Source organism: Streptomyces sp. CA-111067 (assembly GCF_050956065.1).
GTDB lineage: Bacteria > Actinomycetota > Actinomycetes > Streptomycetales > Streptomycetaceae > Actinacidiphila.
In genome coordinates this window covers 154078-169986 of the sequence record NZ_CP192103.1, presented here as the reverse complement: position 1 = coordinate 169986, position 15909 = coordinate 154078, and the positions used below count along the sequence as shown (strand labels likewise).

Here is a 15909-nt window from a genome sequence, read left to right as displayed (position 1 = left end):
CCGCCGGGAGCGGATCGGTCAGGCGCGGACCGGTCAGGCGTAGACCCGGCCCGCGAAGCGCCGTTCGAAGCCGTCACCGACATCCGCGGTGACCGTCACGTCGTAGTGGCCGTCGGACGAGGGGGCGAGGGTGACCGTGCTGGTGCCGCCGGCCGCGACGCGGACCGTGGAGCCGCCGGTGCCGGTGTAGCCGTCGGCGCCGACGGTGAAGGCCACTGCGGCGGAGCCGGCGTTGGACAGGGCGAGGGACAGCGTGCGCGGTGCGGCCGGGGCGATGGAGAGGGCCGCCTCCGGGTGGCCCTTGGACGTGCTGCTCCAGGTCCGCACGTCGCCCTTGAAGCCGCGCAGGTAGCCGTCCGGGCCGTGCAGGTCGAAGTCGTACAGGCCGCCGCCGTAGGTCTGCGCGCTGAAGTAGTCGGAGATCGAGCCGCCGGCAGGAAGCGTGTAGCGCCAGTTGTCGTACGACCGGTAGTTGACGGTGTACGCCGCGAATCCGGCGCCCAGGGTGCCGCGCGACACCGTCTTGAACCAGATCCGGCCGGTGGCGGTGTCGGTCCAGGACGTCGTGTCGAAGAAGTAGGAGACCCGGCGGGCCGGGCGGGTGCCCGACTCCTGGACCGGCGCCACCGGGGTGGCCGGCGGCGCGGCGTCGGGCAGCGAGTTCTCCGCGTCGCACGCGGCCACCAGCGCCGTGGTGTCGGGCAGCGAGGGGAACGCGGTGTTCTTGGTGCCGAAGTCGAAGGTCGACATCAGGTCGCCGCAGACCGTCCGCCGCCACGCGGAGATGTTCGTCTCCTTCACACCGGTCCAGTTCTCCAGGAACCGCAGCGGCGACGTGTGGTCGGCCACCTGGGAGTTGACGTAACCACCGCGGCTCCAGGGGGAGATGACGAACATCGGCACCCGCGGGCCGAGCCCGATCGGCGCCCCGCTGATGAACTCGTCGGCCGTGCCGGCCGGCGGCACCGGCGGCGCCACGTGGTCGTAGAAGCCGTCGTTCTCGTCGAAGTTGAGGAAGACCACCGTCTTCGCCCACACCGCCGGGTTGGCGGCCAGCGCGTTCAGCACGTACTTCGCGGTGTAGTCGGCGCCGTAGGCGGGCGGGTAGTCCGGGTGCTCGCTCTGGCTGGCCGGTGCGACGATCCAGCTCACCGACGGCAGCGTGCCCGCGGCCACGTCGGCAGCGAAGGCGCCCGCGGTGCGGCGCTGCATGCCGTTGACGTACAGCGGCGAAGTGCTCGACGCCTTCTTGAAGTTGGTGAACCACGCGAGCGGGTTGTCGTCGTAGTTGTCCTGCTGCTGGTACACCCGCCACGAGATGCCGGCCGCCTGGAGCCGCTCGGCGTACGTCGTCCAGGTGTACCCCTTCTCGGAGTTGTCGGTCACCGGGCCGCCGTTCTTGCCGCCCGGGTCGATCATGCCGGTCCACTGGTAGAGCCGGTTGGGGTTGGTCGGCCCCTGCACCGAGCAGAAGTACTGGTCGCAGACCGTGAACGACTCGGCCAGCGCGTACTGGAACGGGATGTCGGCGCGCTGGTAGTAGCCCATCGCGTAGGCGCTCTTGGCCGGCACCCAGTTGTTGTACAGCCCGTTGTTCCAGGCGTTGTGCGTACCCGACCAGCCGTGGTCGAGGTCGCGGACCCGCTGGGCGTCGGTCTTGGCGGTGTCCAGGTGCCACGGCAGGACGAGGCTGCCGCCGGACGGTCCTGAACTGGTCTGCCGCAGCACGTCGGAGCCGCCCGGGAAGCGCAGCCGGGAGCGGTCGGCGAAGCCGCGCACACCCTTGAGCGTGCCGAAGTAGTGGTCGAACGAGCGGTTCTCCTGCATGAAGATCACGACGTGCTCGACGTCGTCGATGGTGCCGGCCGACGGCGCGGCGGCCATCGCCTGCTGGATGGGCAGCGGCAGCGCACCGGCGGCGGCGAGCGACGTACCGGCGGCGGCGCCGAGGAACCTGCGGCGGGTCAGGGGGGTCACTGCTTCTCCTTGATGAGGGGGCGGAGTCCCGGCAACGCTCCCTCCCAGGAGTGGCCGAGCACCGACGCACCGCGCAACGGTCGGTGAACCCCGCCGCAATTTCGGACTAGACCCGTTATCATTCCGCGACATCGAGGGGGCGTGAAGGCGGCGAGGCCCGGCCCGAGTTCGCGGGGGAGATCCTGCTCATCTTTGCGCGGATGGTTGCGCCGTTGATCGCCCAATGCAACACTTCCGGACGTCAACAGCCCCCCCATGGACGAAAACTGCACATCGAGTGTTCGCTTCTGTCAGTTCATGAGCAGCTGTTGAGGCCGGCGATCGCCCCGCAAGCGGTGTGGAGGTAGGAATGGCTGTTCGGCGCAGACGCGGACGGATACTCCGGCGCTGGGTGGCCCTCGGGGCCACCGTCGCTCTGCTGGGCGGGCTCGACGCCGGCCTGAGTGCTGCGGCCGACCGGCCGGAGCGGACGCCGGCCGCCGCGCCGGCCAGTGCCGCGCACCCGGCCGGCACAGCCCACAAAACCCACACGGTCAGCTACGACGGCTACTCGTACCTGATCGACGGGAAGCGCACCTACCTGTGGTCGGGCGAGTTCCACTACTACCGGCTGCCGAGCCAGGACCTGTGGTTCGACACCCTGCAGAAGATGAAGGCCGCGGGCTTCAACGCCGTCTCGCTCTACTTCGACTGGGGCTACCACTCGCCCGCGCCGGGCGTTTACGACTTCACCGGCGTACGCGACGTGGACAAGCTGCTCGACATGGCCGACCAGCTCGGCATCTACGTGATCGCCCGCCCCGGCCCGTACATCAACGCCGAGGTCGACGGCGGCGGCTTCCCCGGCTGGCTGTCCACCAAGGCGGGCAACACCCGCAGCAGCGACCCCGCCTATCTGAAGTACAGCGACGAATGGCAGACCCAGATCGACCGGATCATCGCCCGGCACCAACTCACCGACGGCACAGGCTCGGTGATCGAGTACCAGGTCGAGAACGAGTTCTACGACGGCAGCGCCGCAGGCCGCACCTACATGAAGCACCTGGAGGACAAGGCCACCGCCGACCACATCACCGTCCCGCTGGTCGGCAACAACAACGGCACCTTCAACTCCGGTGACGCCGCCCTCGACGTCGACGGCGCCGACTCCTACCCGCAGGGCTTCAACTGCAGCAACCCCACGCAGTGGAACGGCGTCCCCGACATCAGCTACGACCATCCGGCCGGAAAGCCGCTGGAGACCGCCGAGTTCCAGGGCGGCGCCTTCGACCCGTGGGGCGGCCCCGGCTACGACAAGTGCGCGCAGCTCATCAACGACCAGTTCGCCGACGTCTTCTACAAGCAGAACATCGCCGTCGGCGCGACCTCGCAGAGCTTCTACATGACCTACGGCGGCACCAACTGGGGCTGGCTGGGCGAGCCGCAGAACTACACCTCGTACGACTACGGCGCCGCGATCCGGGAGACCCGGCAGCTCGACCCCAAGTACGACCAGGACAAGCTGATCGGCTACTTCACCCAGGCCGTCGCGCCGCTCACCAAGACCGACGCACTGCCCGCCACCCCCACCGACAACCCCGAGATCGTCGACACCGCGCGCCGCAATCCCGACACCGGGACCCAGTTCCACGTACTGCGGCACGCCGACTCCACCGCGACCAGCACCGACAGCGGCCATCTGACGATCGACCTCGGCGCGCACCCCGGGTACACCTATGACGACCCCGACCCGGCCGTCACGTACACCGGCACCTGGTCGCACGTCGGCGCGGAGCAGAACTACACCGGCGGCGACTACCAGCACACCGAGTCGTTCTCCGACACCGCGGGCGACAGCGCCTCCGTCGGCTTCACCGGCACCGGCGTGAAGTGGATCAGCAACCTCGACGGCAACCACGGCACCGCGGACGTCTACCTGGACGGCACCAAGGTCAAGACCGTGGACCTGTACGCCGCGAACAAGCAGAACCAGTACGTGGCCTACCAGGCGAGCGGACTCCCCGCCGGCCCCCACACCTTGAAGATCGTCGCCACCGGCAGCGGGAACAGCGCGGCCACCGGGCAGTTCGTCACCATCGACGCGATCGACGTGACCACCGGAGCCGGCTCCACCGCCCCCGTCTACACCGTCCCGCAGCAGCCCGGCACCTCGATCGGGCTGAACGGCCGGCAGAGCAAAATCATCGTCGCCGACTACGACCTCGGCGGAAACCAACTCCAGTACTCCACCTCCGAGATCATGACCGACGCCACCATCGGCGGACGTGACATCGCGGTGCTCTACGGCGACCACGGCTCCGACGGCGAGACCGTCCTGCACTACGCCAAGCAGCCAAAGGTCACCGCCACCGGCGGCGCCGTCACCTCCACCTGGGACCCGGAAACCGGTGACCTGCGGCTCAACTACAGCCACACCGGCCTGACCCGGGTGCAGATCGACGGCGGCACCCACCCGCTGCTCCTGCTGCTCGCCGACACCGCCACCGCCAAGACCTTCTGGCGGCAGGACACCGACCGCGGCCCGGTCCTCGTCCGCGGCACCCACCTGCTGCGCGGCGCCACCACGTCCGGCTCGACGCTCGAGCTGACCGGCGACACCGGCACCGACGGCGCCATCGAGGTCTTCAGCGCCGCGGGCTCCCTCGCCTGGAACGGGAAGACCGTCCACACCCGCGCCACCGGCAGCGGCAGCCGCACCGGCACCGTGCCGACCGCCGCACCCGTCACGCTCCCCGCGCTGACCGGCTGGAAGCACACCCAGGAGTCGCCCGAGTCGCAGCCGGGCTTCGACGACACCGGCTGGCAGGTGGCCGACAAGACCACGTCGAACAGCATCACCACCCCCGGCACGCTGCCGGTGCTGTTCGCCGACGACTACGGCTTCCACACCGGAAGCACCTGGTACCGCGGCCGGTTCACCGCCACCGGCAAGGAGACCGGCATCACCCTGTCCGCGCAGAGCGGCGGCGGCGCCGCGGCTTCGTCGGTCTGGCTCAACGGCACCTTCCTCGGCAGCTCCACCGCCGACGGCCAGAAGACGTACACCTTCCCGGCGGGCGCGCTGAAGGCGACCGGCGACAACGTCGTCTCGGTGCTCACCGTGAACATGGGCCACGAGGAGGACTACAACGCCTCCAACGGCAGCAAGGCGGCCCGCGGGCTGACCGCCGCCTCGCTGGCCGGCGCCCCGCTCGACACGATCACCTGGCGGCTGCAGGGAGTCCGCGGCGGCGAGCAGCCCGTGGACACCGTGCGCGGCCCGCTGAACACCGGCGGTCTGTACGGCGAGCGCGCCGGATACATGCTGCCCGGCTACCCGACCAGGGGATGGCAGCCGGTCACCCTGCCGGCCGAGGACACCACGCCCGGCGTGTCCTGGTACGACACCGACGTCAAGCTCGCCCTCCCCAAGGGCCAGGACACCTCGGTCGGCCTCACCATCAGCGACGACCCGGCGCGCAAGTACCGGGCGGAGATCTACGTCAACGGCTGGGACATGGGCAACTACGTCAACTACCTCGGCCCGCAGCACAGTTTCCCGATCCCCGACGGCGTACTCGACCCGCACGGCAAGAACACCATCTCCATCGCGGTGTGGAACCTCGACGGGAGCACCGGCGGGCTCGGCAAGGTGGCGCTCACGAACTACGGCAGCTACGCCTCCTCGCTGACCGTCGCCCAGAACCGGAGCCCCGGGTACGACAAGGCGCGCTACGCCATGCCGGCCGCCCCGGCGTCCGAGGTCGGCCTCCAGGTGCCGGGGTCGGTCACCGCGGGCCAGACGTTCACCGCGACCGCCGCGGTCAGCGTGCCCGCCGGCAAGCCGACCGCGACGAACGTGACCGCCGCGCTCGCCGTCCCGGCCGGATGGACGGTGAGCCGGCGGTCGAGCCCGCCCGCCGTCGACCGGATCCGCGGCGGCTCATCCGCGCTGTTCAGCTGGACCGTCACCGCGCCGGGGACCCTCACCAAGGTCAACGTCCTCGACGTGAAGGCCCGCCTGACCCAGCGCGGGTCCACCGCGACCGCGCGTGACGAGCGGATCGTCGGATCGGTCCCCGCGCCGCCACCGGCCGGCGAGAACCAGGTCAGCGACCTGGAGCTGCTGTCCGCGACCAACGGCTGGGGCCCGGTCGAGCGCGACCAGAGCGTCGGCGGGACCGCACCTGACGACGGCACTCCGCTGAAGCTCGGCGGGACCACCTACGCCAAGGGCCTCGGCACCAACTCGCTGAGCGACGTACAGGTCTACCTCGGCGGGAGGTGCGACCGCTTCACCGCCACGGTTGGCGTCGACAACGGCGACCCGGGCTCGGTCACCTTCTCCGTCCTGCTCGACGGCAAGGTCCTGGCCGCCACGCCGGTGCTGCGCGGCAGTTCGCAGCCGGTCGCGCTCGACGTGCCGGTCACCGGCGGCCAGGTCGTCGACCTCAACGTGGGCGACGGAGGCGACGGCAACGGCAACGACCACGGCGACTGGGCCGACCCGATCCTGACCTGCACGTCGGGGTGACGGCCGGCGGCCGCCGGAGGTGACGGTCCTGATGCCGGCGGAGCCGGGTCAGTGCCCGGCGGCCAGGTAGTCGGCGATCACGACGCCCGCGGCCGCCGACCACGCCTGGGGGCGGCAGGCGGTCGGGTAGGGGAACGGCGGGCGCCCCGTCCTGGCGTCGACGCCGGTGTAGAGCTCCGGCAGGCAGTAGTCGAAGTGCTCCGCGGCGGCGAGTACGCCCTCGGCCAGTGCGGCGGCCTGTCCGTGGAAACCCTCCGCGGCCAGGCCCCGCACGGCGATGGCGGTGTCGTGCGGCCACACGCTCCCGCAGTGGTACGACAGCGGGTTGAAGGCGCGGCTCGCCGAGGACAGGGTGCGCAGCCCGTAACCGCAGTCGAGGTCGGGCCGCAGCAGCCGCTCCGCGACGGCCGCGCTCTCCCCGGGGTCGAGCAGGCCGGTGCCCAGCAGGTGCGCCATGTTGGACGCGGCCCCGTCCACCGGGCGTTTGTCCGCGTCCAGCGCGACGGCCGGGTAGGGCCCGGAAGCGTCCTCGATCCAGAACCGCCGGCGGAAGCGTACCCGCAGGTCCGCGGCCCACTCGCGGAGCCGTTCCGCGCCCGGCTCGCCGGCCGCTTCCAGCAGGTCGGCCGCCGCGGTCGCCGCCGCGTAGCCGTAGCCCTGGACCTCGCACAGGGCCAGGGGCGCCCGCGCGATCCTCCCGTCCGACCAGCGGATCCCCTCAGCGGAGTCCTTCCACCCCTGGTTGACCAGACCGCCGGGGCCGGACCGCCGGTACTCGATGAATCCGTCGCCGTCGGCGTCGGCACGCTCGACCAGCCAGCCCGCGGCGGCCTTGAGCGCCGGCACGAGCCCGTCGAAATCCGGGTCGGACATCCCGGCCCGGCGGCTCTCGGACAGCAGCTGGACCCACAGGGCGGTGGCGTCGATGGTGCCGTAGTAGAGCGGGGGCAGCGTCATGCCAGGCAGCCGCAGGGTCTCCCGGCGGGCCTCGTGCAGGATCTTGCCCGGCGCCTCCTCCGCCTCGGGCACGTCCGAGGCGCCCTGGCGCCTGGCCAGAGTGCGCAGCGTGCCGAGTGCCAGCTGGTCCTGGACGGGCAGCAGCAGCCGGGCCGACCACAGCGCGTCCCGCCCGAACAGCGTGAAGTACCAGGGGCTGCCGGCCGCGAGAAACCGGTCGCGCGGATCGAGGGGATCGGCCAGCAGCAGCTCCGCCAGGTCCGCCACGGACTGCTCGCGCAGCCGGCCGATCCGCGGATCCGGCGTCTCGGGACCGGCCTTCCACGCCAGCGGCTGCGCGGGCTCGAAGACCTGCCCCGGCGCGGGGACGGTTCCCCGCCGGTACCGCACGGCCAGCACGGCGGTGCCGGAGCCGCCGGCCGGCGCGGACACCAGGACCTCCAGCGCCGCCGCGTCAGGCTCGATCCTCCGCTGCGCGAGGGTGCCGACGCTCAGCTCCGCGTAGTCGCCCTGCTCGCCCGCCCAGCAGCAGCCCGTCGGGATCGGCTTCGGCGAGACCGGCGGCCGGCCGCCGCCGCCCCGCACCTCGTGCATGGGCGCGAGGTCGGTGGCCGCCCTGACCACGAGACGCACCGCGACGGGCTCTGACCCGTAGTTGTGCAGCCTGACGGTCTCGGTGAGGCCGCTCCCCTCGACCCTGCGGTGACGCTCCAGGGCGAGCGACATGTCCGCCGCCTCGTCGCCGGCGAGCCGCAGTTGGCTGCTGAACACCCGTGCGCCGGCCCCGTCGCGGCGGTGCCCCACGGCGGTGGCCGACGCTTCGGCGACCTCGATCTCGAACCGGGACAGCACCCGCCGGTCGCAGCTGTAGAAGCCGGTCAGCCCGCCGGCCGGCATCTGCCCGTCACCCTCGCTCACCGCGACCGACGGAGCGTGGGCCACCGAGACCAGCTGGTGCAGGGACGGCTGACGGGAATGGCTCATCGCGGACACCTCGGGGTCGTCGTAAGGACGGCAACGTGCAGTCGCCAGTACACCCTGTCCCCGGTGGCTCTCATGCCGGCGGGGTCCTGCGGCACGGCCATGGCGCGGTTGGGCGACCCGCCGTTCCGGTTGCGGTCGGCGGAGGTCCGCCAGCCAGGTTCGAGCTTCTTGTCCGGCTCCGCGACGGTGACCGCGCCGCGCACGGTCTCCGCGACGGGGACCGCGCCGCGCACGGCCGACCATCCGCGCGCCGACGGTGGGGACCCGGGTCCTTCAACCGTCCTGGATTCCTCCTAGAACGTGCTCTGCGACGGCTCCCACACCGAGCAGTCATGGGCGAAGAGAACCCGTCGCGGGTCGAACTCGGCGAGCCGCTCCAGCCAGGGCTGGTAGGCGGGAAGCGGCTGCTCCACGCCGTCGAGTGCCGCTTGGCGGGCCAGCTGGTCGGACGCGAAGTGCGAGGCGGAGTCATGCGCTTGACCGGCGAGTACCACCGTGCCGTCGGCCTGCCGGACGACCAGCGACTGATGCCCCCGGGTGTGGCCCGGTGTCGGCACGATCCAGACCCCTGGCCAGACCTCGGTCTCACCGGCGAGTTCCTCGTAGGACGCGGCGGGGAAGTCGATCAGTTCGTCGAAGGTGTAGTCGCCGCCGCGGGCCGTGGCCAGCTCGACGTTCTGGACCAGGATGGGCCTTCCGCCCAGGAGGGGGTTCCCGCCGCAGTGGTCGAAGTGGAGGTGGCAGTTCGCGACGAGGGCGATGTCGTCCAGTGCGACCCCGACCGCGGACAGGGCGTTCCTCAGGTCGCGGCGCCGGGGACGGTAGTGGGCCTCGGTCTCGGGGTCCGCGCCGCCGACGCCGGTGTCGAAGAGGATCAGGCCGCGATCGTGTTCCACCAGGTAGGCGAGCACCGGTTCCACCCGCGGCCGCGGGCCGCCGGTCTCCGACGCGGGCCGGACGAAGTACCCCAGATCGAGCCGGCGCACCGGCATGTTCTTCACCATGGGCCCAGCCTGCCAGTAGTACCGCGGCTCGCCGTGCGACTGCGGACCGCCGACTGCCGAGCCCGTCGCGGAGCCGCGGCCTTCCGCGGGGCCGTCAATATTGCGTATTGATCGTGTAAGTTGAACTCAGGTGTGCCGGGAAGTCTGGTCGGCGAATACGAGAGAACTCTCTTCGCGGATCGGTGGCCTTCCTGATGGTGCTCATCGTCGCCTTCGGGGCGGTATGAACGGCTGGCACAGCTGGGCCGCGGTGGCCGTCTTCGCCGGGACCTACGCGCTGATCATCAGTGAGCGGGTGCACCGGGTCGCCGCCGCCCTGGGCGGGGCCGGCCTGATGCTGCTGATCGGCGCGACCGACGACACCTCCGCGTTCTACTCGGTGGACTCCGGCATCGACTGGAACGTCATCTTCCTGCTCATGGGCATGATGATGATCGTCGGCGTCCTGAAGCGGACCGGGCTGTTCGAGTACCTGGCGATCTGGTCGGTCAAGAAGGCCCGTGCCCGGCCGTTCCGGGTGATGGTGATGCTCATCGTCATCACCGCGACGGCGTCGGCGCTGCTGGACAACGTCACCACGGTGCTGCTGGTCGCGCCGGTCACGCTGCTGGTGTGCGAGCGGCTGGCGCTGCCGGTCGCCCCGTTTCTGATCGTGGAGGTGTTCGCCTCCAACATCGGCGGGATAGCGACGCTGGTCGGTGATCCGCCGAACATCATCATCGGCAGCCGCGCGGGCCTGAACTTCAACGACTTCCTGGTCCACCTCGCGCCGCTGGCCGCGGTCCTGGTACTCGTCCTGATCGGCCTGGCCCGCGTCATGTTCCGGTCCGCGTTCGACCACGACCCCGGCCGGGCCGCGGAGGTGATGGCCCTGGACGAGCGCGAGGCCATCCGCGACCCGCGGATGCTGGTCCAGGGCCTGGTCGTGCTGGCGCTGGTCATCGCCGGATTCGTGCTGCACCCCGTGCTGCACTTCGCCCCCAGTATCGTCGCCCTGCTCGGCGCCGGCCTGCTGGTGCTGATCTCCACCGTGGAGACCGGCGAGGTGCTGGTCGAGGTGGAGTGGCCCACCCTCGCGTTCTTCGCCGGACTGTTCGTGATGATCGGCGGCCTCATCGAGACCGGCGTCATCGGCCAGGTGTCCGACGCCCTCGCCGGCGCCGTCGGCGACCGGGAACTGGGCGGCTCGATGCTGATGCTCGGCGCCTCCGGCGTGCTGTCCGGTGTCGTGGACAACATCCCCTACGTCGCCACCATGGCCCCGGTCACCGCGGACCTCGTCCACCACCTGGGCGGCGACCAGGACCACGTCATGTGGTGGGCGCTGGCGGCGGGCGCGGACCTCGGCGGCAACGCCACCGCGATCGGCGCGTCGGCCAACGTCGTCGTCCTGGGCATCGCCGAGCGCGCCCGACAGCCCATCAGCTTCTGGCAGTTCACCCGCTACGGCCTTGTCGTCACCGCCGCGACCCTCGCCGTCAGCGCCGGCTACCTCTACCTGCGCTACTTCGCCTTCGCCTGACAGGCCCGCGGCCGGCCCGACCCCGGCGCCGCCCTCTGCGCCGGCACTATCGTTCGGGGATGCGCATCGTCTCGCTGTTGCCCGCGGCAACCGACATCGTCGTCGAACTCGGGCTGGGCGGGCAGTTGGTCGGCCGCACGCACGAGTGCGACTGGCCGCCGGAGGTGGTCGGGCCGGTGCCGGTGGTCACGAGTGCGGAGTTCGATCCCGACGCGCTGACCAGCCGGGAGATCTCCGAGGCGGTGGGCGGCGCCGCGCACCAGGGCTCGTCCCTGTACACCCTGGACGCCGAGCTGCTGGCGGAGCTGAAGCCGGACGTGGTGCTGACGCAGGACCTGTGCCAGGTCTGCGCCGTGTCGTACGGGACGGTGGCGGAGTCGGTACGGGTACGGGACGGCTCGGGCCCGAGGGTGATCAGCCTGGAGCCCCGGACGCTGCCCGACGTGCTGGCCTGCGTGCGGCGGGTCGGTGACGTCCTGGGCGTCGGCGGGACCGCGGCCCGCCAAGTGGGCGCGATGGAGCAGCGGTTGGCGGATCTGCGGTCGCGGGTGGCCGGCCGGCCGCGCCCGCGGGTCGCGGCGGTGGAGTGGCTGGATCCGCTGTGGCCTGCCGGGCACTGGGTGCCCGAGCAGATCCGCTGCGCCGGCGGCGAGCCGCTGCTCGCAGCGGCGGGGGAGCACACCGCGCCGGTGGAATGGGCCGCGCTGCACCAGGCCGCGCCGGAGGTCGTCGTCCTGCTGCCGTGCGGCTTCCCGCCCGAACGCACCGTGGCGGAGGCGGACCTGCTGACCGGGCATCCGCTGTGGGGCGAGCTGCCGGCCGTCCGCCATGGTGAGGTGTGGGTGCTGGACGGGCCCGCCTACTACAACCGGCCGGGGCCCCGGGTGGTGCGCGGCGCCGAGATCCTGGCCCACGTGCTGCACGGCATCGAGCCGGCGGAGCCGGTCACGGATCGGGAGGCCCGCAGGCTGACGTAGGCCCGCCCGCGAAATCCCGGACTGCGTCATGCGTCGCCCCCGTCCTGGCGGCAGCGCCTCCGGCGCGCAGGGAGGGGCGCCGCCCCAGCCGCGTCATCACCGGCCGTAATCCCGACGACACCCGCGATCGTCCCCGGGATACTCGTCGCCCATGGATGAGCTCCAAGTCGTCGTCGCCCATTCCGAGCGCGCGACCCTGCGCGTCGGCGACGTGTTCTTGAAGGTGGACACCTATCAGGCGCGGATCGACGTCGAGGTCGAGGCGATGGCCCTGGTGCCCGTCCCGACCCCGGAGGTGCTGTGGCGCAAGCCGCCGGTGCTCGCGATCGCCGCCGTCCGGGGGAGGGCGCTCGGCCGGCTCGGTGAGCCGTCGACCGCGTCACCGGCCGCGTGGGCCGCGGCGGGCGCCGCCGTCCGGCGGTTGCACGAGGCGCCGTTGCCGCCCTGGCACGGCAGGCGGCGCCGGAGCCCCGACGAGTTGGCGGCGGAACTCGACCGGGAGTGCGAGCTGCTGGTGGCGAACGGCGTCCTGCCCGCCGACCTGGTCACCCGCAACCGCCAGGTCGCCGAGGCCGCGATCCGCCCGTGGACCCCGGCCTTCACACACGGCGACCTGCAGATCGACCACGTCTTCGTGGACGGCGCCGAGGTCACCGGCATCATCGACTGGTCCGAGGCGGGCCGCGGCGACCCCCTGTTCGACCTCGCCACGTTGACCCTCGGCCACCCGGCCCACCTCGACGACCTCCTCACCGGCTACGGCACCGACGTGGACCTCGACGTGATCCGCGCGTGGTGGTCGCTGCGAAGCCTGCTGGGAGTCCGCTGGCTGGTAGAACACGGCTTCGACCCGTCCGCGCCCGGCTGCGAGGTCGACGTACTGAAGTCCCGGATGTGACCCGACCGGGCTATTCGGACCAGGCCTGCTCCAGCAGGGTCGCGAAGGTGGCGGGTGCTGTGCCGGTCAGTTCGGCCAGGGTCGGGTCGACGGCGGTGAACTCGCCGTTTCGGGCCGCCGCGAAGATGCTCAGCATCAGGTCGGCGATCGGAGCCGGGGCGCCGTGCGCGAGGGCTTGGTCGCGGAAGGTGGCGTCGGGGAGGACGGTGCGGGTGAAGGGGCGGCCGGTGGAGCGGGTGGCGATCTCGGCGAGGGCGTCGAAGTCGAGGGCTGCCGGGCCGGTGAGCGGCGGGGTGGGTCCCTCGAAGCGGCCCTCGTCGGCGAGGATCGCCGCGGTGGCCTCGGCGAGGTCGTCGTGGCCGGTCCAGGCGACGGGGCCGTCGGCGGGGAGCGCGATGTCGCCGGTGTGGCGGGCGGACTCCAGGAACTGCAGGGCGCTGGACGCGTAGAAGCCGTTGCGCAGCGCCGTCCAGGGCAGGCCGGTGGCGCGCAGCAGGTCCTCGGTCTGGGCGTGGTCGCGGCACGCCTGGAAGAGGGCGTCGTGGGCGGCGCCCATCTGGCTGGTGTAGAGGATCCGGCCGACACCGGCCTTCACGGCGGCGTCGATGGCGGCGCGGTGGCCGTCGACGCACTCCGTGCCCGTGCGGTCGAGGGAGATCAGGAGCAGTTGCTCCGCGCCCTCGAAGGAGTGCACGAGCGAGGCGGGGTCGTCGAAGCTGCCCTGCCGGACGCGGACGCCGCGGTCGGCGAGGTCCTGGGCCTTGCGGGGGTCGCGGACGCTGACACCGACGCGGTCGGCGGGGACGCGGTCCAGGAGGCGTTCGACAACGCGGTGGCCGAGCTTTCCGGTGGCTCCGGTCACGATGATCACGGGGTTCTCCCTACGTTGTTTCCAGTGGAATCGCTTCAACGGTAACACTGAAACTAACGGTGGAAGCAAGTCTCCGATATCGTTGGTTCCATGCCTCTTCGCGACACCACCGACAGCTCGCGCCGCCGGATCGTCGCGGCGGCCGTCGAGCTGCTGGAGAACGGCGGCCCGGACGCGGTGAGCACCCGCGCGGTCGCCGCCGCGGCCGGAATGCAGCCGCCCGCGATCTACCGCCTCTTCGGCGACAAGGAGGGGCTGCTCGAAGCGGTCGCCGAGCACGGCTACGCGCAGTTCCTCGACAGCAAGCGCGCGCAGCTCGACCCCGCCCCCGACGACCCGGTGGAGGAGCTGCGCCGCGGCTGGGACCTGGTGGTGGAGTTCGGGGTCTCGCGCCCGGAGCTGTTCGCGGTGATGAACCGGGCCACCGGCCGCGGCCCGGACGCGGCGCACCGCGCGGGCCTGGAGATCCTGCACGGCCGGGTGCGGCGGCTGGCGGCCGGGGGCTGGCTGCGGGTCGACGAGGAGCTGGCCGCCCAGCTCATCCAGGCCACCGGCCAGGGCGCCGTCATCACCTGGCACTCCACCCCCGCGGAGCGCCGCAACCCGGCGCTGCTGACCATCCTGCGCGAGTCCATGGTCGCCGCCGTCACCCGCGCCGAACCGACGCTCTCCGCCGCGGAGTCCGGCCCCGTCCCGGCGGCCCGCGCGCTGCGCGCCGCCCTCCCCGACGACGCCGACGTCCTCAGCGAGGCCGAGCAGCGACTGCTGCGCGAATGGCTGACCCGACTCGCGGCGGACGGCGCCGTGCCCTCCGAGACGCGCCGGCCCGAGGAGGAACCGGTCTCACACCCGCAACTGCTCACCCCCGAGGAGGAACTCGCCGACGCGAAGAAGCTGTCGGGCCTCCCGCACATCGTCGCGATCTGCGGCTCCACCCGCTTCATGGCCGAGATGAACGAGGCCGATCTGCGGGAGACCAAAGCCGGGAGGATCGTCGTCAAACCGGGCTGTGACATGAAGTCGCCGCACGAACTCCGTTCCGATCCGGTCGAGTTCGAGACGCTGAAGGTTCGACTCGACGCTCTGCACCGGGCGAAGATCCGGCTCGCCGACGAGGTGCTCGTCGTCGGCGACTACATCGGGGACAGCACCCGGGCCGAAATCGCCTACGCCCGGTCGCTGGGCAAGCCCGTGCGGTTCACGCACCCCGAAGTCGACCCTGCCGCCTGACCGCCCGCTGCCGCCTCGGCAACCCGGGTCGCCGGCCGCCCGACCGTCCCGCGGTGATCTCGGCCCGCCCCACACCCAGCGGCAGGCACCCCTTGAGGGGTCAGGCCGGGCTGGTCGCCCGGTCGATGACGGTCATCTTCTCCTCCAGGGTGGCGGCCACCTGGTGCACGTCGCCGGGGACGCCGGCGGCGGCGAGCGCGTGGGTGACGGTGTCGGGGGTGGTGTCGGCGAGGCGTACGCGGCGGCCGGTGAGGGTGACGGGCAGGCCGGCGCTGTCGAGGGCGGCGAAGGTGTCGGCCCAGCGCGGGGTGTCGACCTCGCAGGCGGTGGTGTCGCCGATGATCTCCTTCTCGGTTCCGGCGGCGACGGCCTTGCCGTGCGACATCAGGATGAGGCGGTCGCACTGCTGGGCTTCCTGCATGTAGTGCGTGGTGACCAGGACGCCGGTGCCGTGGTCGGCCTGGTCGTGGACGGCGTCCCACAGCCGGGCGCGGGCGAGCGGGTCGACGCCGGAGGTGGGTTCGTCGAGCACGAGGAGTTCGGGGTGGTGGGCCAGGGCGATGGTGAAGGCGAGCTGGCGTTGCAGGCCCAGCCCGATCTCGGAGACCAGGCGGTGCTCGACCGCGGCCAGGCCCGGTTCGAGGGTGGGCGGCTCGGCCTGGAAGGCGGCGCAGGCGAAGGAGACGTTCTCGGCGACGGTCAGCGTCTGCCACAGGCCCAGCCCCTGGGGGACGTAGCCCAGCCGCTGCCGGGTGCTGCGGTCGGGGGTGCGGCCGAACGCGGTCACCGCGCCCTCGGTGGGGACGGTCAGCCCGAGCAGGAGCCGGATCAGAGTGGTCTTGCCCGCTCCGTTGGCCCCGAGCAGCCCGACGATCTCGCCGGCGGCGACGTCCATTGTGACCGTGTCCACGGCCGCGAGGGAGCCGTAGCGCTTGGTGACCCGGTCGGCACGGGTCAGCACGTCCTGGTCGGCCAT

The 15909-nt window shown here is 72.0% G+C and carries 10 protein-coding genes and 1 pseudogene; 6 read left to right on the top strand and 5 right to left on the bottom strand.

What is annotated here, in order from left to right; all coding sequences use genetic code 11:
- Positions 1-33: 33 nt before the first annotated feature.
- Positions 34-1977, bottom strand: a complete 1944-nt coding sequence (locus ACQPW6_RS00715) for a phosphocholine-specific phospholipase C (protein WP_433887514.1) — start codon at positions 1975-1977, stop codon at positions 34-36.
- Between the two features lie 349 nt (positions 1978-2326).
- Here ACQPW6_RS00715 and ACQPW6_RS00710 point away from each other — a divergent pair, with 349 nt between their 5' ends.
- Positions 2327-6490 carry a beta-galactosidase gene (locus tag ACQPW6_RS00710; RefSeq protein WP_433887513.1) on the top strand — a complete coding sequence of 1388 codons (4164 nt, stop codon included), beginning with the start codon at positions 2327-2329 and terminating at the stop codon, positions 6488-6490.
- A gap of 48 nt (positions 6491-6538) precedes the next feature.
- Here the strand turns inward: ACQPW6_RS00710 and ACQPW6_RS00705 are convergent, their stop codons facing one another.
- Positions 6539-8431, bottom strand: a complete 1893-nt coding sequence (locus ACQPW6_RS00705) for a glycogen debranching N-terminal domain-containing protein (RefSeq protein WP_433887512.1) — start codon at positions 8429-8431, stop codon at positions 6539-6541.
- A 293-nt stretch (positions 8432-8724) separates the two neighbouring features.
- A complete protein-coding gene (locus ACQPW6_RS00700) occupies positions 8725-9435 on the bottom strand; it encodes an N-acyl homoserine lactonase family protein (RefSeq protein ID WP_433887511.1) in 711 nt (236 codons plus the stop codon).
- Positions 9436-9658: 223 nt separating this feature from the next.
- Between ACQPW6_RS00700 and ACQPW6_RS00695 the strand changes: the two genes are divergently transcribed.
- The 3 genes from ACQPW6_RS00695 to ACQPW6_RS00685 all read left to right on the top strand — a co-directional run bounded on the left by ACQPW6_RS00695 (position 9659) and on the right by ACQPW6_RS00685 (position 12832).
- On the top strand, positions 9659-10957 hold the full coding sequence (locus ACQPW6_RS00695) for an ArsB/NhaD family transporter (RefSeq protein WP_433887510.1): 1299 nt from the start codon (positions 9659-9661) through the stop codon (positions 10955-10957).
- A 59-nt stretch (positions 10958-11016) separates the two neighbouring features.
- The gene (locus tag ACQPW6_RS00690; RefSeq protein WP_433887509.1) at positions 11017-11934 is read left to right on the top strand and encodes a cobalamin-binding protein; all 918 of its coding nucleotides are present in this window, start codon (positions 11017-11019) and stop codon (positions 11932-11934) included.
- Between the two features lie 151 nt (positions 11935-12085).
- Positions 12086-12832, top strand: coding sequence for a phosphotransferase (locus ACQPW6_RS00685; RefSeq protein ID WP_433887508.1), 747 nt, complete (start codon positions 12086-12088; stop codon positions 12830-12832).
- A 10-nt stretch (positions 12833-12842) separates the two neighbouring features.
- Here the strand turns inward: ACQPW6_RS00685 and ACQPW6_RS00680 are convergent, their stop codons facing one another.
- Entirely contained in the window at positions 12843-13703 is an 861-nt protein-coding gene (locus ACQPW6_RS00680; protein ID WP_433887507.1) for an SDR family oxidoreductase, read from the bottom strand.
- A 90-nt stretch (positions 13704-13793) separates the two neighbouring features.
- On the opposite strand from ACQPW6_RS00680, the pseudogene ACQPW6_RS00675 reads away from it, so the two are divergent.
- Positions 13794-14513, top strand: a pseudogene (locus ACQPW6_RS00675) (TetR/AcrR family transcriptional regulator); the annotation flags it as partial.
- Between the two features lie 45 nt (positions 14514-14558).
- Positions 14559-14933, top strand: a complete 375-nt coding sequence (locus ACQPW6_RS00670) for a hypothetical protein (protein ID WP_433894380.1) — start codon at positions 14559-14561, stop codon at positions 14931-14933.
- 100 nt (positions 14934-15033) lie between these two features.
- Here the strand turns inward: ACQPW6_RS00670 and ACQPW6_RS00665 are convergent, their stop codons facing one another.
- A complete protein-coding gene (locus ACQPW6_RS00665) occupies positions 15034-15909 on the bottom strand; it encodes an ABC transporter ATP-binding protein (RefSeq protein WP_433887506.1) in 876 nt (291 codons plus the stop codon).